The sequence below is a fragment of the Aeromonas veronii genome, assembly GCA_041319085.1.
Taxonomy (GTDB): Bacteria; Pseudomonadota; Gammaproteobacteria; order Enterobacterales; family Aeromonadaceae; genus Aeromonas; species Aeromonas veronii_F.
Map to the genome: position 1 here is coordinate 287,501 of CP101033.1, position 24,904 is coordinate 312,404.

Annotated in this window: 18 protein-coding genes, 1 tRNA gene and 2 rRNA genes (1 of these 21 only partly in view); 13 read left to right on the top strand and 8 right to left on the bottom strand. The window is 59.6% G+C overall.

Annotation, left to right across the window (positions count from 1 at the left end; all coding sequences use genetic code 11):
* From NMD14_01450 to NMD14_01470, 5 genes are all read left to right on the top strand, one after another.
* A 23S ribosomal RNA gene (locus NMD14_01450) occupies positions 1–2,482 on the top strand; it begins 407 nt to the left of the window's first position.
* A 124-nt stretch (positions 2,483–2,606) separates the two neighbouring features.
* Positions 2,607–2,721 (top strand): 5S ribosomal RNA (gene rrf, locus NMD14_01455).
* Between the two features lie 98 nt (positions 2,722–2,819).
* A tRNA-Asp gene (locus NMD14_01460) sits at positions 2,820–2,896 on the top strand.
* Positions 2,897–3,306: 410 nt separating this feature from the next.
* On the top strand, positions 3,307–3,624 hold the full coding sequence (gene tmaR / locus NMD14_01465; protein ID XEI33181.1) for a PTS system regulator TmaR: 318 nt from the start codon (positions 3,307–3,309) through the stop codon (positions 3,622–3,624).
* A gap of 208 nt (positions 3,625–3,832) precedes the next feature.
* Complete coding sequence (locus tag NMD14_01470; GenBank protein ID XEI33182.1) at positions 3,833–6,916, top strand: penicillin-binding protein; 3,084 nt, start codon at positions 3,833–3,835, stop codon at positions 6,914–6,916.
* 103 nt (positions 6,917–7,019) lie between these two features.
* Here the strand turns inward: NMD14_01470 and yidA are convergent, their stop codons facing one another.
* The 4 genes from yidA to NMD14_01490 form a co-directional block, all read right to left on the bottom strand.
* The gene (gene yidA / locus NMD14_01475) at positions 7,020–7,829 is read right to left on the bottom strand and encodes a sugar-phosphatase (GenBank protein XEI33183.1); all 810 of its coding nucleotides are present in this window, start codon (positions 7,827–7,829) and stop codon (positions 7,020–7,022) included.
* A gap of 114 nt (positions 7,830–7,943) precedes the next feature.
* Positions 7,944–9,611, bottom strand: coding sequence for a FapA family protein (locus NMD14_01480; protein ID XEI33184.1), 1,668 nt, complete (start codon positions 9,609–9,611; stop codon positions 7,944–7,946).
* 255 nt (positions 9,612–9,866) lie between these two features.
* Positions 9,867–11,027 carry a molybdopterin-binding protein gene (locus NMD14_01485; GenBank protein XEI33185.1) on the bottom strand — a complete coding sequence of 387 codons (1,161 nt, stop codon included), beginning with the start codon at positions 11,025–11,027 and terminating at the stop codon, positions 9,867–9,869.
* A 53-nt stretch (positions 11,028–11,080) separates the two neighbouring features.
* Complete coding sequence (locus tag NMD14_01490) at positions 11,081–12,319, bottom strand: DUF3391 domain-containing protein (GenBank protein ID XEI33186.1); 1,239 nt, start codon at positions 12,317–12,319, stop codon at positions 11,081–11,083.
* A gap of 144 nt (positions 12,320–12,463) precedes the next feature.
* Here NMD14_01490 and metA point away from each other — a divergent pair, with 144 nt between their 5' ends.
* On the top strand, positions 12,464–13,411 hold the full coding sequence (gene metA, locus NMD14_01495; protein XEI33187.1) for a homoserine O-succinyltransferase: 948 nt from the start codon (positions 12,464–12,466) through the stop codon (positions 13,409–13,411).
* Here metA and NMD14_01500 read toward each other — a convergent pair whose 3' ends face one another.
* Entirely contained in the window at positions 13,412–13,930 is a 519-nt protein-coding gene (locus NMD14_01500) for a cyclin-dependent kinase inhibitor 3 family protein (GenBank protein XEI33188.1), read from the bottom strand.
* Positions 13,931–14,073: 143 nt separating this feature from the next.
* Here NMD14_01500 and NMD14_01505 point away from each other — a divergent pair, with 143 nt between their 5' ends.
* Entirely contained in the window at positions 14,074–14,544 is a 471-nt protein-coding gene (locus NMD14_01505) for an Lrp/AsnC family transcriptional regulator (GenBank protein XEI33189.1), read from the top strand.
* A gap of 103 nt (positions 14,545–14,647) precedes the next feature.
* Here the strand turns inward: NMD14_01505 and NMD14_01510 are convergent, their stop codons facing one another.
* Positions 14,648–16,612 carry an LTA synthase family protein gene (locus NMD14_01510; GenBank protein ID XEI33190.1) on the bottom strand — a complete coding sequence of 655 codons (1,965 nt, stop codon included), beginning with the start codon at positions 16,610–16,612 and terminating at the stop codon, positions 14,648–14,650.
* Between the two features lie 258 nt (positions 16,613–16,870).
* Between NMD14_01510 and NMD14_01515 the strand changes: the two genes are divergently transcribed.
* Both NMD14_01515 and NMD14_01520 read left to right on the top strand, forming a co-directional pair.
* Positions 16,871–17,128 carry a DUF2442 domain-containing protein gene (locus tag NMD14_01515; GenBank protein ID XEI34691.1) on the top strand — a complete coding sequence of 86 codons (258 nt, stop codon included), beginning with the start codon at positions 16,871–16,873 and terminating at the stop codon, positions 17,126–17,128.
* A 267-nt stretch (positions 17,129–17,395) separates the two neighbouring features.
* Positions 17,396–19,024 (top strand): alpha-amylase family protein, encoded by a 1,629-nt coding sequence (locus tag NMD14_01520; protein XEI33191.1) that lies wholly within the window; start codon positions 17,396–17,398, stop codon positions 19,022–19,024.
* 84 nt (positions 19,025–19,108) lie between these two features.
* Here NMD14_01520 and NMD14_01525 read toward each other — a convergent pair whose 3' ends face one another.
* Positions 19,109–20,548, bottom strand: coding sequence for a RimK family protein (locus NMD14_01525; GenBank protein ID XEI33192.1), 1,440 nt, complete (start codon positions 20,546–20,548; stop codon positions 19,109–19,111).
* 186 nt (positions 20,549–20,734) lie between these two features.
* Here NMD14_01525 and NMD14_01530 point away from each other — a divergent pair, with 186 nt between their 5' ends.
* From NMD14_01530 to NMD14_01540, 3 genes are read left to right on the top strand one after another with little or no spacing between them, the layout of a single operon-like run.
* Entirely contained in the window at positions 20,735–21,265 is a 531-nt protein-coding gene (locus NMD14_01530; GenBank protein XEI33193.1) for a GNAT family N-acetyltransferase, read from the top strand.
* Between the two features lie 22 nt (positions 21,266–21,287).
* Positions 21,288–21,533, top strand: a complete 246-nt coding sequence (locus NMD14_01535) for a DUF3624 domain-containing protein (GenBank protein ID XEI33194.1) — start codon at positions 21,288–21,290, stop codon at positions 21,531–21,533.
* A gap of 56 nt (positions 21,534–21,589) precedes the next feature.
* On the top strand, positions 21,590–22,336 hold the full coding sequence (locus NMD14_01540) for an SDR family oxidoreductase (protein ID XEI33195.1): 747 nt from the start codon (positions 21,590–21,592) through the stop codon (positions 22,334–22,336).
* Between the two features lie 62 nt (positions 22,337–22,398).
* Here the strand turns inward: NMD14_01540 and NMD14_01545 are convergent, their stop codons facing one another.
* The gene (locus NMD14_01545) at positions 22,399–23,871 is read right to left on the bottom strand and encodes a C69 family dipeptidase (protein XEI33196.1); all 1,473 of its coding nucleotides are present in this window, start codon (positions 23,869–23,871) and stop codon (positions 22,399–22,401) included.
* Positions 23,872–24,344: 473 nt separating this feature from the next.
* On the opposite strand from NMD14_01545, the gene NMD14_01550 reads away from it, so the two are divergent.
* Positions 24,345–24,800 carry a hypothetical protein gene (locus tag NMD14_01550; GenBank protein ID XEI33197.1) on the top strand — a complete coding sequence of 152 codons (456 nt, stop codon included), beginning with the start codon at positions 24,345–24,347 and terminating at the stop codon, positions 24,798–24,800.
* Positions 24,801–24,904: the final 104 nt, after the last annotated feature.

Consider the following 24,904-nt stretch of genomic DNA (forward strand, 5'->3'; position numbering starts at 1 on the left):
ATCCTCCAAGGCTAAATACTCCTGACTGACCGATAGTGAACCAGTACCGTGAGGGAAAGGCGAAAAGAACCCCTGTGAGGGGAGTGAAATAGAACCTGAAACCGTGTACGTACAAGCAGTGGGAGCCCTTCGGGGTGACTGCGTACCTTTTGTATAATGGGTCAGCGACTTACATTTTGTAGCGAGGTTAACCGTATAGGGGAGCCGTAGGGAAACCGAGTCTTAACTGGGCGTCTAGTTGCAAGGTGTAGACCCGAAACCGGGTGATCTAGCCATGGGCAGGTTGAAGGTTGAGTAACATCAACTGGAGGACCGAACCCACTAACGTTGCAAAGTTAGGGGATGACCTGTGGCTGGGGGTGAAAGGCCAATCAAACTCGGAGATAGCTGGTTCTCCCCGAAAGCTATTTAGGTAGCGCCTCGGACGAATACTACTGGGGGTAGAGCACTGTTTGGGCTAGGGGGTCATCCCGACTTACCAACCCCATGCAAACTCCGAATACCAGTAAGTACTATCCGGGAGACACACGGCGGGTGCTAACGTCCGTCGTGAAGAGGGAAACAACCCAGACCGCCGGCTAAGGTCCCAAAGTTCTGGTTAAGTGGGAAACGATGTGGGAAGGCTCAGACAGCTAGGATGTTGGCTTAGAAGCAGCCATCATTTAAAGAAAGCGTAATAGCTCACTAGTCGAGTCGGCCTGCGCGGAAGATGTAACGGGGCTCAAACCAGGCACCGAAGCCGCGGATTCACACTTATGTGTGAGTGGTAGGGGAGCGTTCTGTAAGTCTGCGAAGGTGTATCGAGAGGTATGCTGGAGATATCAGAAGTGCGAATGCTGACGTAAGTAACGATAAAGGGGGTGAAAAGCCTCCTCGCCGGAAGACCAAGGGTTCCTGTCCAACGTTAATCGGGGCAGGGTGAGTCGACCCCTAAGGTGAGGCCGAAAGGCGTAATCGATGGGAAGCAGGTTAATATTCCTGCACGACTTGTAATTGCGATGGGGGGACGGAGAAGGCTAGGTGGGCCAGGCGACGGTTGTCCTGGTGAAAGTGCGTAGGTGGTGTTTCTAGGCAAATCCGGAGACACAACACTGAGACACGAGACGAACGCACTACGGTGCGGAAGCCATTGATGCCCTGCTTCCAGGAAAAGCCTCTAAGCTTCAGATTACAAGTCATCGTACCCCAAACCGACACAGGTGGTCGGGTAGAGAATACCAAGGCGCTTGAGAGAACTCGGGTGAAGGAACTAGGCAAAATAGAACCGTAACTTCGGGAGAAGGTTCGCTCTTGACAGTGAAGTCCCTTGCGGATGGAGCAGTTGGGAGTCGCAGTGACCAGATGGCTGGGACTGTTTATCAAAAACACAGCACTCTGCAAACACGAAAGTGGACGTATAGGGTGTGACACCTGCCCGGTGCCGGAAGGTTAATTGATGGGGTTAGCGCAAGCGAAGCTCTTGATCGAAGCCCCGGTAAACGGCGGCCGTAACTATAACGGTCCTAAGGTAGCGAAATTCCTTGTCGGGTAAGTTCCGACCTGCACGAATGGTGTAACCATGGCCATGCTGTCTCCACCCGAGACTCAGTGAAATCGAATTCGCCGTGAAGATGCGGTGTACCCGCGGCTAGACGGAAAGACCCCGTGAACCTTTACTACAGCTTGGCACTGAACATTGAACCTACATGTGTAGGATAGGTGGGAGGCTTTGAAGGCGTGACGCCAGTTGCGCTGGAGCCGACCTTGAAATACCACCCTTGTATGTTTGATGTTCTAACGCAGGCCCATAATCTGGGTCGCGGACAGTGCCTGGTGGGTAGTTTGACTGGGGCGGTCTCCTCCCAAAGAGTAACGGAGGAGCACGAAGGTTGGCTAATCCTGGTCGGACATCAGGAGGTTAGTGCAATGGCATAAGCCAGCTTAACTGCGAGACGGACAGGTCGAGCAGGTACGAAAGTAGGTCATAGTGATCCGGTGGTTCTGAATGGAAGGGCCATCGCTCAACGGATAAAAGGTACTCCGGGGATAACAGGCTGATACCGCCCAAGAGTTCATATCGACGGCGGTGTTTGGCACCTCGATGTCGGCTCATCACATCCTGGGGCTGAAGTCGGTCCCAAGGGTATGGCTGTTCGCCATTTAAAGTGGTACGCGAGCTGGGTTCAGAACGTCGTGAGACAGTTCGGTCCCTATCTGCCGTGGGCGTTGGATGATTGAAGGGAGTTGCTCCTAGTACGAGAGGACCGGAGTGAACGAACCTCTGGTGTTCGGGTTGTCACGCCAGTGGCACTGCCCGGTAGCTAAGTTCGGAATCGATAACCGCTGAAAGCATCTAAGCGGGAAGCGAGCCCTGAGATGAGTCATCCCTGACCCCTTGAGGGTCCTAAAGGGCCGTTGGAGACCACAACGTTGATAGGTGGGGTGTGTAAGCGCAGTGATGTGTTGAGCTAACCCATACTAATTACCCGTGAGGCTTAACCATACAACACCCAAGAAGTGTTCTGGGCCTTGTAGCGAATGAGTGAACTACTTACAAATTCAGTGATAATGACAAAGCAAACTAGCCAAGTCGTTATTCACGTCAGCTTTCTGGATTAAAGAATTTGCCTGGCGGCCATAGCGCCGTGGAACCACCTGATCCCATGCCGAACTCAGAAGTGAAACGCGGTAGCGCCGATGGTAGTGTGGCATTCGCCATGCGAGAGTAGGACACTGCCAGGCACCCAATTAAACAGCATTGTGAAATATCACGGTGTTGGCCGAGAGGATGACACCTCGTTGAAACGGCAGACAATTTAGCAAAAAGCTAACCAGACAGCGGAGCGGTAGTTCAGTCGGTTAGAATACCGGCCTGTCACGCCGGGGGTCGCGGGTTCGAGTCCCGTCCGCTCCGCCACTAATTTGAAGGCCTTCCCGATTGGGAAGGCCTTTTTGCTATGGGCGATTTTTGCCCACTGATCCACATATTGCACACCAGAACCAACACAAAGCTCTGTCTGACTACTGGGCTTTGGTGTTTTTAGCGTGTTAAACAGCCAGTGTTAGCATTTATCTGCAGGAAGAGAACTAAAACCCTGTCATCTCCTCCATTTTCTATCTATATCAAGCTCTTATCTGATGGATTACTGACCATTTTAACTGGTTTACTTTTGGCCAAACTCTGTTCATGGCGCGCGATTAGGGTTGTATCTCGTTTATAACTCGGTAGAGTAAGGGCATCTTGAGTTTGCCTGTCCCGCATCGAGTTTGCCGGGTTTCAGGTGTAACTTGGCCAGTTTTTATCAACCTTAAGTCAGTGGTATCGATATGGAACAAGTAAACAAGTCCACCTTCAGCGATGTACTGGAATATGTGCGTATGTCCCGTCGCCAGAACAAACTCAAGCGTGAAATCGCGGATAACGAGAAGAAGATCCGTGACAACCAGAAGCGTGTACTGCTGCTCGACAACCTGAGCGACTACATCAAGCCGGACATGAGCATTGATGATGTGCAGGCGATCATTGCCAACATGCGTACCGACTATGAAGAGCGCGTGGATGATCACATCATCAAGAACGCCGAGCTCTCCAAAGAGCGTAAAGAGCTGAGCACCAAACTGAAGGGCATGAGCTCTCACAAGTAAGCGTACCGCTTTCGCTCAAGAGACACCGGCCACTGGCCGGTGTTTTGTTATCAGCTCGGATCTCTGCCACTCCTGCAACAATCGGCTCCCCTTTTTAGAATTGCCCTGTTACCATCACTACAGCGCAGTCAATAGTTTCAAGCCATTGACTTGAAAAGACTAAGCTTGAGTGAAACACAATAAATTGCGCAACCATGGTGGGGCTGATATGGGCGCATCAGAACAGACGGATTTGACACAAGTGGCATCTCAAGATTCATCTGTCCAGACCACGGACGGGAACCCAAAGCGCAAGCGCCGTCACTGGTGGCGTTGGCTGTTCTGTTTTCTCTTTTTATTGTGCCTGGGGGTGGTGATCGCTCTGGTTGGCTATGAGATGAAAACCTCGAAGCTGCAATCCCAGGAGATCTCCCGCTATGCCGCCAAGCTCACCTATCAGGTCGAGCCAGGCCAGAGCAAGCAGATCGCCTTCCCTGAGGATGGCCCATTCGACAAGCGGCTCGGCTATGTGCAATTGCCGATGATGCAGGAGCGTCTGCTTCAGCGGGGCTATGAAGTCAGCAAGCAGGTGCATTTCTCCGACGCACTCTATGACTATGCCAGTCGTGGCTTCTTCGTGCCCTATACCGAGAAGGTGCAGGCCGGTTTGACGCTGCACGATTGCCGCGCCGAGCCCTTCTATCAATTCAAGTATCCGACCCATCACTATCCGGATTTTGACTCCATTCCGCCGCTCGTCATCCAGTCGCTGCTGTTTATCGAGAACCGCGACTTGCTGAGCAACGAAGAGCCATTGGCCAACCCGGCGGTCGACTGGCCCCGTTTTGCCAAGGCCGCGCTCTCCCAGGTGGGCAAGGCGCTCGATATGCAGGATCAATCTGCCGGTGGCAGTACCCTGGCGACCCAAGTGGAGAAGTATCGCCACTCGCCAGATGGGCTAACCCTGTCGCCGACCGAAAAGATCCGCCAGATGGCCTCTGCCAGTGTGCGGGCCTATCGTCTCGGGCCGGAAACCCTCGAAGCGCGCAAGCTGGTCGCCTGGGCCTACCTCAACTCGGTACCGCTCTCGGCCGCACCGGGATACGGTGAGGTGCATGGTTTGGGGGATGGGCTCTGGGTCTGGTTTGGTGCCAGTGTCGATGACGTGAACCGTCTGCTGGATCCCGCCCGCAACCAGAATGCACCACTGGCCGAGCAGGGGCTCGCCCTGCGTCAGGTGGTCTCGCTGATGATTGCCCACCGCCGCCCCTCTTACTATCTGGCTCAGGGGCGAGAGGCTCTGGCCACCCTGACCGACAGCTATCTGCGCCTGTTTGTGCAGGAGGGAATGATCACGCCACCTCTGATGGAGGCGGCGCTCAAGGCCAAGATTACGTTTCGTGACTTCCTGCAGTCTCCGGCTATCACCCGGGTGAACAATAACAAGGGGTTGCAGGTTGCCCGTACTCGCCTGAGCCGTCAGCTTGGGGTGCAGCTCTATGACCTCGACCGGATGGATCTGACGGCCGATACCAGCCTCAATATGCCGCTGCAGAACGAAATATCCCGTTATCTGCAACAGCTGGCCGACCCGACGTTTGCCGCCGAGGTAGGACTGTTTGGTGAGCGCCTGCTCTCGCCGGAGAAGACGGGCGATGTGCGCTACAGCTTCACTCTGTTCGAGAAGTCGCCGGAAGGATTCAAGGTCCGGGTCCAGACCGACAACACCGATCAGCCGTTCGATATCAACGAAGGCTCCAAGCTGGAGTTGGGCTCAACCGCCAAGTTGCGGGTGCTGACTACCTATCTGGAGATCGTGGCCGAGTTGCACGACAACTATGCCGAGATGCCGGTCGAGAATCTGCGCAAACTGGCAGCCGTCTCTCAGGACAACCTCAGCCGCTGGGCCATCTCCTATCTGATGACGGCTCAGGACAAGAGCCTGCCGGTGATGCTGGAAGCGGCGCTGGATCGCAAATACTCCGCCAGCCCCAACGAGGGGTTCTTTACCGGTGGCGGTATGCATACCTTCAACAACTTCCGCCGCGAGGATAACGGGCGTATTCCCCCGATCCGCGATGCGCTGCGCGAGTCCATCAACCTGCCGTTTGTGCGGCTGATGCGCGATATCGTGCGCTACAGCCTCTACAAGGAGGGGAATCGTGCCCAGTTGCTCAAGGATGACAAGGATCCCCGTCGTCAGGAGTATTTGGCCAAATTTGCCGACAAAGAGGGTCAGACCTATCTGCTGCGCTTCTGGCGCAAATATCGCGGCAAGACCCCCGAGGAGCAGCTGGATACTTTCCTCGATGGTCTCAAGCCAAACGCAGTACGTTTAGCGGCGGTTCACCGCTACCTGATGCCGGAGGCTAATGAAGCGGTATTTGCCGCCTTCCTGGCGGAGCGGTTGCCACGCGAGAAGCTGAGCGCGAAGCGGATCAATCAGCTCTATGTCAGCTATGGCCCGGGCAAGTATTCACTGCCAGATCAGGGCTACATCGCCCGTGTTCACCCGTTGGAGTTGTGGCTTCTGGCCTACCTCAAGGAGTTTGACAAGGCGACCTTTGCTGACGCGGTGGCAGCCAGTCGTGACGAGCGGCAGGAGGTCTACAGCTGGCTGTTCAAGACCCGCCATCGCAGTGCCCGTGACAGCCGGATCCGCACCATGCTGGAGGTTGAAGCGTTCCTTGATATCCATCAACGCTGGGCCAAGCTCGGGTATCCGTTCGACCATCTGGTGCCTTCGCTAGCGACTGCCTTGGGCAGCTCCGGCGACCGTCCGGCTGCACTGGCCGAGCTGATGGGCATTATCCAGAATGGCGGTGTCCGCTCGCCAACCTTGCGTATCGAGCATCTCTCGTTCGCCAAGGGGACACCCTTCGAGACCGAGTTTGAGCCGCAGCACACCGAGGGCACCCGGGTTATGCCGGCAGAGGTGGCGGCAGCTCTGCGCAGTGCGCTCTCCAAGGTCGTTGAAGGGGGCACGGCAAGACGTATCGCCGGAGCCTTCGCCCTGCCGGATGGCACTGTGTTGCAGATGGGGGGCAAGACCGGAACCGGGGATAACCGGATTGAAACCGTGGGCCGTTATGGCAACGTGACCAGCTCGCTGGCGCGCAACCGCACCGCAACCTTCGTTTTCTATCTGGGTGAGGATCACTTCGGTACGTTGACCGCCTATGTACCGGGTAGCCAGTCCGACAAGTTCCGCTTCACCTCGGCGCTGCCGGTGCAGGTGCTCAAGGGGATGGCCCCCCTGCTGATGCCTTACCTGCAACCGGGCTCCCATACCCAGTGTCTGGCGAACCCGTGATACGAGCGAATTGCCGCTAATCACGCAGATAACAAACCAGAGAAAAAAACGGGGAGCTGACAGCCTCCCCGTTTTCTTTTCCACATCTGGCGGCCCGATGGGATCAGACGTTCAGTACGAACTGCTCGATCACCTGAGCCACACCCTCTTCATCGTTGCGGGCGGCGGTGTGCTGGGCGAGATCCTTGATCTCGTCGGTGGCATTGCCCATCGCAACCCCGAGACCTGCGTACTCGATCATGTGGCGATCGTTGCCTGCATCCCCGACGCAGATCACCTGATCGGCGGTCAGGCCCAGGTGCTCGGCCAGCGCGGCGACGCCAGTTCCCTTGTTGCTGTGCTTGTTCATGAACTCGAGGAAGAAGGGGGCGCTCTGTACCACGGTATAGCGCTCATAGAGCTCTGCAGGCAGTCGCTCGATGGCGCGGGAGAGCTGGGGCGGCTCGTCGATCATCATCACCTTCATGATCTGCTCGTCGGCAGGCAAGGTGGCGAAGTCGATCAGATTGATCGGCATGCCGATCAGGCGGGATTCGTGCTCGGTGTAGGTGCTGACACGGGGGCTGATGAGGCCCTGGGTGACCGAGAAACCATGGACGTTCACCTCCAGCTCGTCAGCCAGTTTGGCGACGGCGCTGGCGTCACTGCCGGTCAGCAGCTGGCTGCGGATGATGCGCTGATCGGCCACCTGCTGCACCAGGGCGCCGTTGTAGCAGATGACGTAGTCATGCTCTGTGGTGAGGCCGAGTTCTTCCAGATAGCGGCTCATCCCTTCCAGCGGGCGGCCGGAGGCCAGTACTACGGTTACCCCTTTGGCGCGCGCGGCGCTGATGGCGGCGTGGGTGCGGGGAGTAATCTGGCCCTGCGGGTTGAGCAGGGTGCCATCCATATCCAATGCGATCAGCTTGTACATCTCTCACTACCTGAGTCTGGGTGGCCCGCCCGGTGGGGCCAAGGAAGTGGCGAGTGTAGCGAAAATCGGCGGCGGGATCACGGCCGGTTCAGCGATGGATCCGTGCCTGTTGACCTATTTGTGCCCCTTATAGGGGTTCATCAGCAGCTGATCTTCGCGGATGCAGAAGTGGATCGGGCCATGTTCGATATCGACCCGGTTGTGGTGGTGAGCCATCTCCACCTCGACCCCGGGGAAGAGGTGCTGGGTCGCGATGATGTCCATGTCAGCCATCAGTTTCTGCAGCTCTTCACGGTTGGCGGCTAGCTGATCTTCCAGCTGGCGCAGCTCGAGTTGGTGACGCTCACGGATGGGTTTCAGTTTGCGCAAGGTATCCGGATTGCGCTTGTCGCTGGGTAGTTGCACCAGCCGCATCACCAGCGCCTTGATCTTTTCCAGCTGCTCCAGACACGCCTGTTGCTGCTGCTTGAGTTGATGCTCCTGCTCCTTGTGGGTGAAGTAACCGCCGAGGATCTGCAGCCGGGTCTGATTACCGGCACTGGCCCCCAACACGGGTGAGATGATGAGGCGATTGGCAATGCTGAGGCCACCCAGCAGGTTGCCTTTGCGCATTCCGCCGTCACCCACCTTGATATCCTGTCCGCTGCGACTGTAGCAGTGGCTGAGCTGGCTCTGGATCTGGATATCCCCTCCCGCTTCCAGTTGGGCATACTGGGCGTAGCTGGCGTGAATTTCCCTCTGGGCATTGAGCTTGCAGAGAAACTCCCCCTGATCGTCACGGCGGCCAATGATGCCGTGGCGCACTGTGATGGTGCCCCCCGCCTCGATCCACCCCCCCTCGATAAAGCCACCGATGACGATGTCACCGCTGACCGAAATCTTCATGCCCGGGTTGACGTCGCCGCTGACGATTAATCCCCCTTCAAAATCAATGTGGCCGTGGCGGGCATCCACCCGTTTGACGCTGAGCACCTCATCCACCTTCATGCCCGCTTTCTCCTGACAGGGCAGGCCAGCCCGACTGGCAATCAGCAGGTCGGGATCGTCGGGGGAGAGGAAGGTGCCCTCGCCAGCACTCATCGGACTGTCTTTGCCATCTTTGGCGGGCAACTCCTGGCCGGTTACGGTAAAACCGGGCACTCCTTGAGTGGCGGGATGGCGGCGCATCAGCGGAGCGCCGGCCTTGACGGTGACGATGGAGCCGAGATCCCGCAGGTCGACCCGGTCATGATCCAGCTCCCTGGGTTTGAGGATCCGTTCAGCCGGGGTCTCCACCAGTCGTTCATATCGGGAGTCCTGACCATTGATGGCAGGCTGGCCGCGGGCGATGACCAGTTTTAGCTGGCTGCCGGGGGCTGCCTCCTTGGCCGACAGGATGGCGGCGGTGAGCAGTTGTTCACTTACCCCCTGTTTGATGTCGCTGAGGGAGATAGCCTCTTGCAGCTGTTCGTGCGTCACATACAGGCCTCCCCAGTCAGCGGTGATCTGGGCCGTGGCGCTCATGCGGTCCTTCTCCACAATCACGGCGAGTCGGGCATCCTGACGTTTGCCGACAGGGATCGGGTGGGTGGGCACGGGGGCGGCAGGGTTGGTGAGCAGGGCATTGAGCAGGCTGATGGCCTGCTTGATCCCGTCGGGCAGTGGCTGATAGCGGCGACAGTTGGAAGCGAGCAGCAGAGCCTGCACATCCCGTTCTGCAACCGGTTTGGTGAGACCGGCGGCAATCCGTAGGCAGACCAGTTCCATATCGTTTGATAGCAGCAGCCACTCTTTGCTTAACACCGTATCTCCTTGCCAGGTGGGGAGGGTGCGCTCAGCTTGCCCCTCTACTGTCATTACATCTCTCAATGCCAAATAAAGCGAACCACCGACGGTGAGAGTGGGCAGTATTCAGATATTTCTTCTGAATGGTCAATAGATTGAGGTCAAATCGGTGATGACGGCCGGATAAATATGGGTACTGTTTGGCAATGGCGTGAAAAGGCGGATCGCAGCGCCAGCGACATAGGGTCGCTGGCAGGGGAATGGCGGTTGTTATCAGCTGCGCTGAGCTGTTCTGGCCAGGGTGAGGTAATCGCCGAGCACCGGTTCGCCCAGCAGATAGCGGCGCAGCATGTCGAGGGCGGCAAAGGCGAGGATCTTGCGGCGGCTCTCCGGGTCGGGGTGGCTGACCTTGAGGGTCTGGCCGAACGAAAGTTCATCGGCGCAGAGCAGCAAAGGCACGCCTTCAGGGCCTGCCTGGCCGATTGTCAGACTCACGCCCTTGGTGGAGCCCGCCAGCTGGTCGAGCTCGCAGCTCAATGCGTGGCTAAAACTGGCTTCCAGCGCGGCGTGTTCATGGCACATGGCAAGCAAGGCTCCCCGGCTCTCACATTCATACAGAGCGAGTGGTTTCTCTCCCTGCAGCGCGAGGATCTGCTGCGCCGGTTCCGTATCCCCGTGGCCAACCAGCCAGGGGCGGATCGTGCTCAGCAGCCGGTGCTCGGCGCTCTCCATATCAGCGGCGCTGGCGCCGTGGCCGATCAGCTTCAGCTCGATAAGGGGCATGGCGGAGCGGTAACCCAGCTCGATGCCGGTGGGCCAGGGGGCGGCATCCAGCAGGTCGCTGAGGGCCGATTCCGAGACGCCAAAGGTGTAAAAGCGGCGCAATTCGGTATCGGTTTGTGCCCCGGCCAGCGCCTTGAGGCGTGGCAGAATCTGTTCGCGCACCATTTGCTTGAACTCGAATGGAACGCCCGGGGTGAAGAAGAGCTGGCTCTGGCCCTGATCGCCGATGTGAGTGACCACAAAGCCGCAGGCGGTGCCAACCGGGTTGTCGAGGATCTCACATCCCTGCGGCAGCCAGGCCTGTTTGGCATTGCTTTGTGCCATGGGGCGGCCACGGCTGGCGTAGCGGGCCGTGATGGTGGCGAGCCAGTCTGGGAAGAGGGTGAGCGGCAGGTCAAAGGCCTCGGCGGCGGCCAGAGCGGTGAGATCGTCGGCGGTGGGGCCGAGCCCGCCGCACACCAGCACCACCTCGGCGCGGCTAGCGCTCTCTTGCAGCAGCGCTTTCAAGTCGGCGAGGTTGTCCCCCACCGTCAGGCGACGGCGCACCTGCCACCCCTGTTCCAGCAGCAGGGCGCTGAGCCAGGCCGCGTTGGTATCGACCACCAGACCCGTCACTATTTCGTCTCCGGTACTAATGATCTCGATACGCATGGCGGGCTCCTTGGGTTAAACGGGTGACAACGGTTGGCCTCGGGCCAGCACAATCAGGCTTTGTTGTGCTCGAAGTAGTAGCTGATCCGGGTCCGCGGATTGAGATATTCGAACACGGCGGGTGGCAGCCGTTTAGGGTGGATCACCTTGGCGATCGTCAGCTCGGCCTGCTGCAGATCGATGATGGCGGCTTCCTGGCGGGGAATGCGCGGATCGTAGACCAGCACCGAGGGGTAGAGCAGGCGGGAAGCGTTGACCGACATCACCAGCCCGACCTGGCCGTTGGAGAGTTGCACCACGCTGCCGGGGGGATAGATCCCCATCAACCGGATCAGCATGCTGAGGTACTCCGGATTGAACTGCGCTTTGCGCTGCTTGTAGAGACCGCTCAGGGCCGAGTAGGGCACCTTGGCCTGTATGTGGCAGAGGTTATCGTACTCGTTGATCAGCGACACGATCTGGGTCAACGGGTCGAGCTGGCCACCCTTGAGCCCTTCCGGCCCGCTGCCATCGAGATATTCGTGGTGATGGAGCACGATCCCCTTCGCCTCGGCCGGAAACGCCTTGGCCAGATTGAGCAGGTCGAGGCCATAGCGCGGGTGCTGAGCCATCAGGTTCTGCTCCGGCTTGGTCAGTGGCTCGGTCTTGCGCAGGATCTGGCTCGGGATCTTCAGCTTGCCGATATCGTGGAACAGCGCCCCCATGCCGATCTGACGGATCTGATCGGCCGACATGCAGCACTCCTTGGCCAGCAGCATGCTGAGCACGCTCACGTTGAGGGAGTGAAAGTAGAGGTTGTTGCCATCCTCACTGTCGGAGACCAGATGCAGCACCATCTCGTCCACCGCGAGCAGTTGCTCGGTCATGGCGTTGACCAGCTCCTGTGCCTCGCCGATAGCATTGAGGGGGCGGGACTGGATCTTGCTCATCACGCTGCGCACCTGTGCCAGCGACTGCTGGAACTGCTTCTCGCACTGCTGCAAATTGCGGCGATACTGTTGCAACTGCTCTATACGCTGATCCTTCTCCTGCTGCATTCGGGCTTGCCGCAGTGCGGCGTCTGCGCTCTCTTGTGGCTGAGGCTGTACCTGATTGAGGGGCTTGGGCGGAACGTCGCTCTTGTCGGGAATGATGGTGACCAGTTTCAGCCCGAGCCGGCGGATCAGCTCGATCTCCTCTTCACTTTTGATCTTGAAGCTGGAAAACAGGAACGGGTGTTCGCGCCACCCCAGTGGCAGGGAGACATAGTTGCCGACTTGCAGTCGATCTACGGAAATCTTGATACCGGTCATTATCTTGGAAGCAGGAGACACACTGAGCCGTATGCTAGTCAAAGGTGGGGGTGAATACAAAAGGTATCTGATGACAGGGCGGGAGCTTTATTATAGGCTTCTGGATGTCCAGACATATTTACCGATGCAGTACAGGGAGTAAGCATGCCGATCAAGATCCCGGATCAGTTACCCGCCGCCGAAGTGCTGGGGCAGGAGAACATCTTCGTGATGACGGAATCCCGGGCCGTCACCCAGAACATCCGCCCGTTGCGGGTGTTGATCCTCAACCTGATGCCAAAGAAGATTGAGACCGAGATCCAGCTGATGCGGATGCTCTCCAACTCGCCGCTGCAGGTGGATGTGGATCTGCTGCGTATCGATGATAGGGAATCGAAAAACACGCCGCAGGCCCACCTCGAGAGCTTCTATCACGACTTCGAGCAGGTGCGTGGCAACAACTACGACGGGATGATCATCACCGGGGCGCCGCTCGGGCTGGTGGAGTTCGAGGAGGTGGTCTACTGGCCGCGCATCGTCGAGATCATCGAGTGGTCCCATCAACATGTCACCTCCACCCTGTTCCTCTGCTGGGCGGTGCAGGCGGCGCTCAAGGCGCTCTATGGCATGGAGAAGCAGACCCACGGCGAGAAGCTCTCCGGGGTTTACCGCCACCACCGGCTCGATGAGCACGAACCGCTGCTGCGCGGTTTCGATGACGAGTTTGTCGCGCCGCACTCCCGCTATGCGGCATTCGACGGAGACCTTATCCGCGCCCATACTGACCTGCAGATTTTTGCCGAGTCAGAAGAGGCGGGGGTCTATCTGGCGGCGACCAAGGATTGTCGTCAGGTATTTGTCACCGGGCACCCGGAGTACGATGCGCTGACGCTGGACGGGGAGTATCAGCGGGATCTGGCGGCGGGGCTCGACCCGGCCATACCGGTCAACTACTACCCGAATAACGATCCGGGCCGGACGCCGCGCGCCAGCTGGCGCAGTCATGGTCACCTGCTGTTTGCCAACTGGCTCAACTACTACGTCTATCAGCTCACCAGCTATCGGGTGGAGGATATCGGCAAGGTCTTCACCTACGGCCAGGGTGGCAAGTAGTTAGTCGCCCTGTTCCAGCCGCTCGGCCAACTGGTCGAGCCATTGACGGTGTGTGGTCAGGGTGAACGCCTTGGGTCTGTGAGCCTTGATGGCGGCCATCGCCTCTTGCTGCGGCTGGCCGAGGATCATCAGCAGCGCGGCGGCGACCAGACCGGTGCGTCCGCTGCCCCCTTTGCAGTGGATGACCAGATGCTTGCCATCCCCCAGCAGCTCGCGCAACTGTGGCAGCGCCTGTTGCCAGGCGGCCTCGAAGGCGGCATCGGGGGCCAGATCATCCTTGATTGCCAGATGGAACCAGCGCATCCCTTCGTGCTCTACCTGCTGGCCGAGCTGCGCCAGTTCGAGTCGGGTCAACTCGGCGCTCGTCATCAGGGTCACCACCCCGTGGGCACCGGCCAACCGCAGCTGATCGAGCGCCAGGGTCAGCGGCACCTGCTGGGTGCCGGGGCAAGGGGTCAGCAGCAACTGGCCGTCGACACGGGGAACCTCAAGGCTCCAGAAGGGGTGAAACGGGTGCATGGCGGATCCTCGCGTGGTGGCTGCAGGGCTGCGGCCGGTGCATGGCGCCAAGGATAGGCGGGGCAGGGGGGATGTCAATGGCCGTTGTGTTTGCCCCGGTTTACGGGCAGAGTCTAAAAAACTGAGCGGTTCAAGGAGTTAAGATGAGAAACCTGGATCAACTGGATTTGGATATCCTGGCCCATCTGTTTCGGGATGCGGGCATGACTAACAAGGATCTGGCCGCGCTGGTGGGCGTTGCCCCCTCCACCTGTCTGGAGCGGGTGCGCAAGCTGCAGCAGGATGGCGTGCTCAAGGGCGCCCACTGCGAAGTGGATTATCAGGCCCTCGGTGGTCACATTCAGGCCATGGTCTCCCTGCAGCTGGCCCGTCACAGCCGCCAGATCATCGATGCATTTCGCGACGCCATTCTGGCGCTGCCTGAAGTGATCAGTCTGTTTCACATGGGCGGAAAGGATGATTTTCTGGTGCACCTGTGTGTCTCCGATACCGAGCACCTGCGCAACTTCGTGTTCGATCACTTCACCTCCCGCGAAGAGGTGGTGCACCTCGAAACCTCGCTGGTGTTCGAGCACAAATTCAGCCGCTCCCTGCCCTGTTTTACCCAGTCATAATGGCCAGTGAGTCGGCCGGGTGAGCAGAGAGAAAAAACCGCCGATTGGCGGTTTTTTCTTTTCGGCTATCTGGTCAGCATCAGCGCCATCGGGCATGGGCGGCTCAGTTGGCGGCGGTGCGCTCATCCTTTGCCGTCTGATACAACCCTTTCTGATAGGCCATGCTGCCCCACAGGGCAAGACCAAGCGCATCCTCCTTCAAGGCGTCCGGTTGCGCAGCCGGGGTCAGCTTCTCGCGGGCATCATCGTAGACATAGCCTTCCGCCGGGCGCTCCGGTTGCAGGATCACCACATCCTTGCCGCGCATCAGGGCGAAGTTCTTGTCGTACTGCATGATGGCGCGCCCCGGCCAGTCGGCGGGCATGCGGGTCAGATCCTTGCCGAGCATGGGGTAATCGGCACTGATCCCCATCAGGGAGAGCAGGGTCGGCGCCATGTCGATCTGGCTGACGATGCGCGGATCCTTCTTCGGCGTTATGCCGTCACCGACGATAACGCCGGGGATATGGAAGCGGGGGATGGGCACCAGACTGGCGCCACCGACCCGGCTGTCGTGGTCGGCGATGACCAGGAACAGGGTGTCCTGCCAGTATTCGGACTGTTTCGCCTTCTTGAAGAACTCACCGATGGCGTAATCCGCATACTTGGCCGCGTTGTTGCGGGTCTGCTTGGGCTGCTCATAGAGTTTGATGCGATTGTCCGGGAATTCGAACGGATCGTGGTTGCTGGAGCTGAACACCAGACTGAAGAAGGGTTTACCCTCTTTGTGCAGCGCCTTGAAGGTCTCGTCGGCTTTGGCCATCAGATCTTCATCGGAGGCGCCCCATGAGCCCTTGAACACCGGATTGTCGAAATCCTTCTGCTCGACGATGGTGGTGAAGCCGTTACCGAGGAAGAAGCTGCGCATGTTGTCGAAGTGGCTCTCGCCGCCATAGATAAAGCTGGTGTCGTAACCCCGCTGCTTGAGCAGATCCGCGATGGTGAAGAAGTTGGTCTGGCTCTTGCCGAGTTTGACCACTGCCTGTGCCGGAGTCGGCGTGAAGCCGGTCAATACCGCCTCGATACCGCGCACCGAGCGGGTGCCGGTGGCATAGAGCTGCTCGAAGGCCCAGCCCTGCTGCGATAGGGCATCGATATTGGGGGTGAGCGGCAGGCCGCCGAGGGAGCCGACAAACTGGGCGCCCAGGCTCTCCTGCAGCAGGATCACCAGATTCTTCGGTTTGCCCTGGAAGCTCGCCTCGTTGAAAGTCTGGCTGGGCAGCAGATCGGAGTTGAAATCCCTGGCCGGACGGCCACTCTCCTTGCGTACGACGTTGAGTACCTCCTGCTCGGTCATCTTACCGTAAAAGCGGCTGACATCCTCCTCGGCGCCCATCTGCTTGATGGCAAAGAAGAGGGAGTAGGCAGAGTTGACGGTTAGGGCGTTGACCAGCGGATCCTCGGCAAAGGCGACCATGGCGGGGTTCAGAGCACGATGGCCGAAACTGGAGCGGGCACCGAGAAAACCTATGGCCAGAATGAGCAGGGCGAAGGCCGGACGCAGATACCAGCGAGGGAAGCTAAGACCACGCACCAGACGGCCGCTCAGCCACCAGCCACCGGCCAGCACGGCGCCACTGAAAAGCACAGCCAGCAGCAGTTCGCCCTTGCGGCCCGCCCACAGCATGGAGAGCACCTCTTTCGGATAGATGAGGTACTCCACATAGAGGCGATTGGGGCGCACGCCATATTCGGTGACGAACGAGGGGGTGGAGATCTCGAGGAACAGCATCAGCCAGAGCCCGACGGTCAGCCACACTCGCATCAGTTGCAGCCAGCCGCGACCGATGGTGTGGGGGCCTGCCAGCAGCAGGGTGAGCATAGCGGGGATACCCCAGATCCAGCAGAGGGTGGCAAAATCGACCCGGATCCCTTGCAGTAGCATCTCTTGCCAACCGGCCACGGCATCCACCCGTTCCAGTTGCCAGAGACCAAGGGCGAGCCGGCTGAAAGAGAGAGAGAGAAGCGCGATCGCGCAGAAGACGGCGAAGGGCCAGAATGGGCCGAGTCGCTGTTTTAGAGCTGTCATGTTTGTTCCTGAATGAGACTGTAAATGTCTGTCCACAGACGTTTTTGACTTCTAGTCAGGTTATGACAGATCGAACGGGTTAAGGTTGCATTCAATTTTGTTAAAAGTCGTCATTAATACATTTATCATCTATAAATGTGATGTCGCGCAGCGAATGAGCACAGCATAACCTGTTGGATAAAATGTGAGCGACTGCGCGTATGGATGGGGGCCGGATGTTTATAATTGCCGCGAATTCTCTTAATCGGAGCCGAAGAGATGCCGGTCTTTATCGATGTCGAGTATTTGCGGGGATGGCGCCTGTTTCTGGTGTTATCGGATGGCACCACGGGTGTGCTGGATCTGACCCCCTGGCGAACCCAGCCGCTGTTTGCAAAGCTGGAGAGCGAGCGTCACTGCGCTCGGGTCTTCATCAACCGTCACCACCAGCTGGAGTGGCCCGTCGGATGTACCTTGTCCGCCCACGAGGTCTATCACCTGATCTCTCCCATCGATGAGCGGGAAGCCTTCCGCTAATCCCCATTTTTTGTGAACAAACGCCAGATTCATGTCACTGAAATAATTGCCATTCTTCCTTTCTTAGTCCACTTGGGTAAAACCTGCCTAGCCCCGAGCCGGGCCGTTCCTACTGGCTCTCGGTCAACTACCGTTTTGCCTCGGCAGGCGTGCTCTAACCAGTTGAGTCAGATAACGTTTTCAGTCACAGACACCGCTGTGAGGGCATCGCTATCATGGTGAAAAACAGGCGTATCAGACGCCTGCTCTCACAGCGGGAACATAACAATGAAACAGGGAACGTTACGCTATGGCGGCCTGCTCGGGGCCGCCCTGTTACTTGCAGCTTGCGGCGGTAGCGGTAGTTCAGGCGGGGAGAGCTCTCCCCCCGTCGTCAATCCGCCGGTCACCCAGCCTCCGGTCAGCACGGCCAGTCGTGCCTGCTACGGCGATGATCAACCCGCCTGCAACCTGCGCATCTATCAGGTGATGGTGGAGTCGTTTGCCGATGGTGACGGCAGTGCCAACTACGGCGTCGGCTATGGCCCCTCCCAGCACAACGGCGATCTGCAGGGGATCATCGACAGTCTCGACCACATCAAGAGTCTCAACGTCAACGCCATCTGGCTCACCCCGGTGTTCGACTCCTGCGCGGGGCAAGGCGGCGATAACAAGCTCGATGCCACCGGCTACTTCGCCTGCGACTTTTTCACCGTAGATCCCAATTTTGGCAGCAATGCCAAGCTCAAACAGCTGGTGGATGCGGCGCACCAGCGCGGCCTCTATGTCTTCCTCGACGGGGTGTTTGGCCACGTCAACAAGGTGGGGGTGAGCAAGCCCTCACCAGAGGGGCGTCTGCCAGCCCTTACCAGCGGCGGTGCGGGTTATCCTGGCCAGCTGGTGGATTACAGCAAGCCGGAGAGCCTCGCCTACTTCAAGGAAGTGGCCCGTTACTGGGTCGAGCAATACGGCATCGACGGCTGGCGCCTGGATCAGGCCTATCAGTTGGGGCTGGATGATTGGCGCGCCATTCGCAGCGAGGTGGAGCAGGCCAGCGCAGCGCGCAAGGCGGCAGGGCAGCAGTGGGGCACCCTCGGCTATATGGTGGGGGAAGTGTGGAAGGGGGCTGACGACATTCGTGCCCAGGCTTACGGCAGCAGCGACAATCCGGCGCTCTCCTCGGCGTTCGACTTCCCGCTGCGCTACGGCATCGTGCAGGCGCTGGCGGTGGAGGAGTCCGGCAAGGGCGGGCAGGGGGCCAGCGTGCTCGATGCCAGCTGGAACAGGGTGGAGAACTACCCGAATCACGCCATGCCCAACCTGATGCTGGGCAACCACGATCTGGTGCGTTTCGGCGATCTGCTGGAGCGTGGCAACTTCAAGTCGGCCGAGTACTGGCAGCGCCACAAGGCGGCCTTCAGCTTTATGGCGGCCCGCTCCGGCCCCATCACCTTCTACTATGGCAAGGAGTTTGGCGACGAGGTGCCGGGCTTTGCTGCCAAGGTCAGCGGTGACTGTGCGGCGCAGGGCTTGTGCGACGATCATGTGGCCCGCAGCGATGGCAAGGTGCCCGGTGTGACCGGTTTTGTGCCAAGTAGCGAACAGGTAGAGCTGAAAGAGTGGCTCGCCCAGCTGCTGGCGATGCGTGCCGCGCACCCCGCTCTCTATCAGGGAGAGCGAGTCAAACTGGTGGCCGAGGGCAGTCTCTATGGTGACATCAAGCAGACGGCGGGGGAGCAGATAGTCTACCTGCTCAACCTCTCCACCACGGCGCTCAGCTACAACCTGCCGACGGGCAAACTGCGCAGCGGCAGCGCGCTGGTGGATCTGCAAAGCGGCGAGAGTCTGGCCATCGGCGGCGGCAGCGTAACGGTGGAGATAATGCCCTTGAGCGGACGTTTCCTGCGTCTGCAATAAGTCAGCCACAGCACGCTTTGATATGAGAGAGGGTCCCATCGCGGGGCCCTCTCTGTCATTGTGGGGGACAAAGTCATGGCGGGATTATGCGGTGGTCTGGCCCCGGTTTTCCAGCCGCTGGCGGAAGGCGCGGGCCAGTCGCTCGTAGAGATCCTGCGCCTCCTTGTCTTCGATATCGCCGCGGATCCAGGGGTTGTCGACGATCTCCAGCAGCACGCAGTCGCGTCCCTGCTGGCGCAAATCGACCCCGAACAGGCCATTGCCGAGCTGATGGACGGCGCGGCGGGCGGTCTGCAGTGCCCGCTCCGGCACCTCGTTAAGCGGCACCGCCTCGATGCGGCTCATGTCGAGGGGGTGTTTGCGGCGGCGAATGCGGTTGCCGGGTTCGGGCCGATAGCGGCGACAGGCAAACAGCGGCGAGCCGTCGAGAAAGCCGATGCGCCAGTCGAACTCGGCGGGGATCCGGCTCTGCACCAGCAGCAGGGCGGAGCGGCCCAGCCCCTCGTCCAGCAGGTGGGCCAACTGTTGTTCGTCGCTGGCCATGGCAAGATCGCGCCCCTGCGCCCCGTCGGGTACCTTCACCATCAGCGGCAGGCCGAGCCGCTGCACCAGCTCGTCGACGTGGTGGCGGCCGCGGCGGGTCACCACCATGGTGGGCGGCATGGGCACGCCGCTGCGCACCATCAGCTCGTAGAGATAGAGTTTGTTGCTGCAGGCCAAGATGGCGCGGGAGCTGTCGATCACCGGCATCTTCAGTTGCTCGGCGCGGCGGGCAAATTCGAAGGTGTAGTGGCCGACCGCGGTTTCGGCCCGCAGCCAGAGGGTGTCGAACTCCGGCAGCCGCTCGATGGCCGACGGTGGCAGGATCTCGGCCCGGATGCCCTGGGCGGCTGCAGCCCGGATAAAGCGCTCCAGCGCCAGCCCATCACTGCTGGCACGGCCATCATCGGGATCGACTAGAATGGCAAGCTGGTAGAGCGGCGCCGCCTGCGCCTCGTCACCGGTCCCCACCAGTGCCTGAGCGTGGTGCAGCATCAACTCTTTCTCGCTCTGGCTCAGCTCCAGTGGCGACAGGCTCTGCTGCTGGCGCACCGACCAGCCGTGGCGGCCGCGCTTGAGGGTCAGCTCCTGCAGCGGCAGTTGGCTCAGGCCATAGTAGTAGCGGGCCAGCCCCGCCAGCTCGCTCTGTTCACACTGGCCGAAGATGGCGCGCACCCGAATCCTGTCCTCGCTCTGCTGGGCCAGCCATCCTTGCGCCTTGCGCCACAGCTTGGCCGGTGGCTGCTGCGGTTGCAGTCGGCTGATGGCCTGCAAACCCGGCAGGCAGTGGTGGCCGCGGGCCTGGGCCAGCAGCGAGCAGTAGTAGCCTGCGCTCAGGTGCTCCAGATTGCGGCAGAGGTTGATGATGCGGGGTCGGCCGCCGGTGGTCGGCACCCCATGTTGCAGATAGGTGCGGGCGGTCAGCAGATAATCGGCATGGCAAGGCCAGTCGCCCAGCTCTTCGACGATGACATAGGTACTCATATTTTCGGCTCCACAGATCAGACTGCCTGAACAGGCAGGATCCCCAGTGGGCTTCGATGCACCGACAAGCACGACAATGGCGCGAGGGGAAACAAGAGGTTACAGTGCCTAATATGACGCCTTGGTAACTTGTGATACAAGTCGCATTTTGGGTGCTGAAGATAAATAACCGAACAAGGACTCCCCGTGTTGACCGTACGTGCGGCCCGAACCGATGATCTGGGCGCCATCGTTAATCTTGAACGCTACTGTTTTCCCCCTGAAGTCGCCTTTGGTCGCAGCCGCTGGCACTATCTGCTGGCCCACGCCAAGGGGCGGACCCTGTTGCTGCTGGATGAGAAACATCAGCTGATGGGCTATCTCTGCCTGCTGGAACACAGAGGCTGGGATCGGCTGGTCATTCAGGCGCTGGCCATTCGTTGGACGGTGCGCCGTCTGGGCTGGGCCCGCCGTCTGCTGGAGCAGGTGATCCGCGAGGGCAAGGCCGCTGGCTGGGGGGCGATGCGTCTCGAAGTGGGGGATGCCAACGAAGAGGCGCAGGCACTCTATCAGGGATTGGGTTTTCGTCCCCAGCAGCGGTTGGCGGACTACTATGGCCGCGACCAGCACGCCCACCGGCTGGTGCTGCCGCTGGTGAGCGACGAGGAGCGTGAGCGGCGCAGAGTGGCTCGCACTCAGGCGCGCAAGCCCTCTGCGCAGGCCAACCGACAGTGTTGAACGAGCAACATCGAGGAGCAGCATGAGCTGCGACAACTGTCTTGCCACCGCCATCAGGGCCAAGCTGGGGCGCTGCCCGGTCTGCGCCGGCCAGACCTTTGCCATCGGCCTGATCGGCTGGCTGGTCTGGTGGTGGTGCGGTGCCGATACCTCGGTCAACGCCCTCACCGGCCTGCTGTTTGCGCTGGGCGGCTCGGGCCTGTTGCTGCTCCATCTGGTGGTATTTGTCTGGCGCAAGGCGACCGGACGTGAATTGAGTGATGAATGAATCTGAATAGATTCAAACAGATAAATAACAATATCGGTGTAGATATGGAGGTTCAGATGATAGCAATGGTAACGGGCGCCTCGTCCGGTTTTGGTGAAGCCATCAGCCGCCAGCTGGTGCAGGCGGGCTATCGGGTGATCGGTACCGGTCGCCGCGCCGAGCGGCTGGCCGCGCTGGCTGACGAGCTGGGCGAGCAGTTCCTGCCGCTGGCGTTCGACGTGCAGGACAAGGCGGCCACCCGTGCCGCCATTGCCGGTCTGCCAGCCGCCTGGAGCGAAGTGGATCTGCTGGTCAACAACGCCGGTCTGGCGCTGGGGCTGGAGCCGGCCCACAAGGCAGACCTTGAGGACTGGGAGCAGATGATCGCCACCAACATCAGCGGTCTGACCCTGCTCACCCGCCTGTTGCTGCCGGGCATGGTGGCGCGCAATCGCGGCCATGTCATCAACATCGGCTCCATCGCCGGCACTTACCCCTATCCGGGCGGCAACGTCTACGGCGCCACCAAGGCGTTTGTGAAGCAGTTCAGCCTCAACCTGCGTGCCGATCTGGCGGGTACCGCCATCCGCGTCACCAACGTGGAGCCGGGTCTGTGCGGCGGCACCGAGTTTTCCAACGTGCGCTTCCACGGTGACGACGCCAAGGCGGCCTCCGTCTATCAGGGGGTGGAGGCGATCCAGCCGGAAGACATCGCCAATACCGTGCTCTGGGTGAGCCAGCAGCCCGCCCACGTCAACATCAACAGCATAGAGATCATGCCGGTGGCGCAGACCTTCGGCCCGTTCAATATCAGCCGCCGCTGATCGCGGCAGGTGATGGAAACAAAAGAGGCTCCCTTGGGAGCCTCTTTGCGTTGGCGAGCCGATTACAGACTCATGATCTTCTTGAACTCCTCCTCCGAATACTTCTTCTCACTGCTCTTGGTCAGGTCGGTCATCAGCTTGTAGCGCAGATCTTTGGCCATCTGATAGGTCTGCTCCAGCTGGCCGTAGGAGTAGTCGGCGGCCAGCCCGATGGTGGTGGCCTTGTCGTTGGCGTAGGCCTGCTTGAGGCTCTTATCGAGCAGCGCGACCTCCTTGTAAAGCTTGGTGCTCTCCTTGCTCCAGACGTTTCGCAGCAGCGGCAGGTATTTGTCCGGGTTGGTGTTGGCCAGTGCGGTCAGGCTGCGGAACTGCCAGTAGGCGGAATCATCGGAGTAGCTGTCGCTACCGCTGCGATAGGGCAGGGGATAGGAGTCCAGCGTGTTGTAGAGCGGCACCATCACCGATTCGGCCAGCACGCCGTAGCTTTGCCAGATGAGCCCCTGCAGCTCTTTGGGCATCTCCTTGCGCAGCTGGATAACGTGGGATTCGAGCTGGCGATCGACCCGGATCGGCCGCTCCGCCTTGCCCGCCAGCGACGTGCCGTCATAGGTGGCGCTTAGCAGCCTGGTCACGTCCGGCACTGCGATGGGGGCATCCGGCTTCATAAAGAGCGGATATTGTGCCTGTCTGGTCGGTTGCTGGTGAGAGGCGGTCAGCATTTTCTGGCCGAGCCACTCCCGATCCACGTTATACGGGTCAGCGATGACCCCGAACGCCTTGGCGAAGTTGAACTCTTTCGGGTCGGCGTTATCCAGCAGTTTGTGTTCGCGTACAAACTCCAGCAGTTTGGGCGAGTGCAGCACATCGGCGCTGTCGAGAGCGACGCCGTGGATGCGCAAACCGTTGGCCACCATGGCGTAGCTGTCGTCCGGCACCCGCACCGCGATCCAGTGGTGGCCGGAGCCGATCTCCATCAACCAGGCCTCGTTCACATCCGCCAGATAGAGGCTGTTGCCCTCACCGGCGCCATATTGCTCCACATAGCGGCCGAGCAGCTCAACCCCCTCTTTGGCCGTTTTGGCCTGCGGCAGGATCAGGGTGGGGATGATGGCTTCAATCACTCCCTTCTCGATCAGCGGATCGGCTTTCTGGGCCTTGTCGTTGACCTCGGCACTGGTGGTGGCTGAAATGGCGACGTTGAACTCGTTGATGCCGCGCTCCTCGTAATACTTGCCGTCCGGGTCGCTGGCTGTGGCATCCCAGTCACGAATGGCGGAGTAGGCGAAGAAGGCCTTGGGCATCGGCACTTCCAGCCCGTTGCCCAGTTTCCAGACTTTGCCCTCGTTCTGTTGTGCCGGGTGGAAGGCGAGGTATTTGTTCCAGTTGTTGACGCCAAAATCCTCGTTTCTGGCGATCATCACGCTGCCATCGGCACTGGCCCCCTTGCCGACGATAAGGCCGGTACAGGCATCGGCACTGCTGCCAAGCAGGGTGAGCAGGGTGGCGGAGAGCAGACTCAAGGTGTGTTTTTTCATAGGTGTACCCGAAGGGTTGCGGTGAGTGAGAGTCAGACGAGGGGATGAGGTGTGGGGAGGCTGCAACTCCGAACTGGCAGCGGAGTGAGCACGACAGATTGGTCTGCCTGTTATTGGTTTTTCGAACAGATCATCCATGACACGGCTGGCTGGTTGTGATGTGCGCCAAAATTGTATTCCTGAGTGGTTGTTTGTTTTGTGATCGTACTGCTGTTCCTGACTTTTCTCTGGCGCCGTGACGAGCAGACGGCGAAATGTGCCAAAACAGCGGGAATCGGCAGCAGATGAGTCATGATTCTGACGCCAACTTGCGTGAGGGACGTGGTGAGATCCGCCATATCTCTGGATCTCGCACTATCTGACAAATTGGCCTGTAACTTGCTGGTTTAATTGATAATGGTGGGGCCTGACGCCCCATGTGACCGGATCAGCCCGTGCCCATTGCCACAGATGCGCACCGAATTGGAGTCCCCATGGATATCAAACCCTACAGCCAGCAGCTTGCCCAGAGCGCATCCAACAACCGTGCCCTCGCCACCCTCAACAGTGCCGGAAGTGGCGGTCAGGGTGGTGGCTGGGAGGAGATGGTCAGCCTCTCCACCCAGCGCATGACCGGTCAGGCCCAGCAGGTGCTCACCTACGAACATCTGGCCAAGAACAACAAGCTGCCGCCGGCGCTGGATATGAGCTCCGACAAGGGGGGCGTGGTGCAGCAGCTGGTGGACAAGGCGCTCGGGTTTGATCGCAAGAAGTTCAACGAGATAGAGGACAAACTCAAGACCATCGCCGACAACAAGCAGCTGACGCCGGAAGAGCGGGCGGAGCAGAGCAAGCCGCTCAACGAGCAGCGAGAGACGATGCTGAAAGAGGCGATGGATCGCCTGACCGGCAAGAAGAGCTCATCCACAGATGAGGCCAAAACCGCCTGATCATGCCGTTGTTCTGATATCTACCCGGTCGGCACCGATGGGCCAGTGTCGACCGCCGATGGGCAAGCTTCTGCCACCTCTTTTGACCTCACCTCCTCACAGGC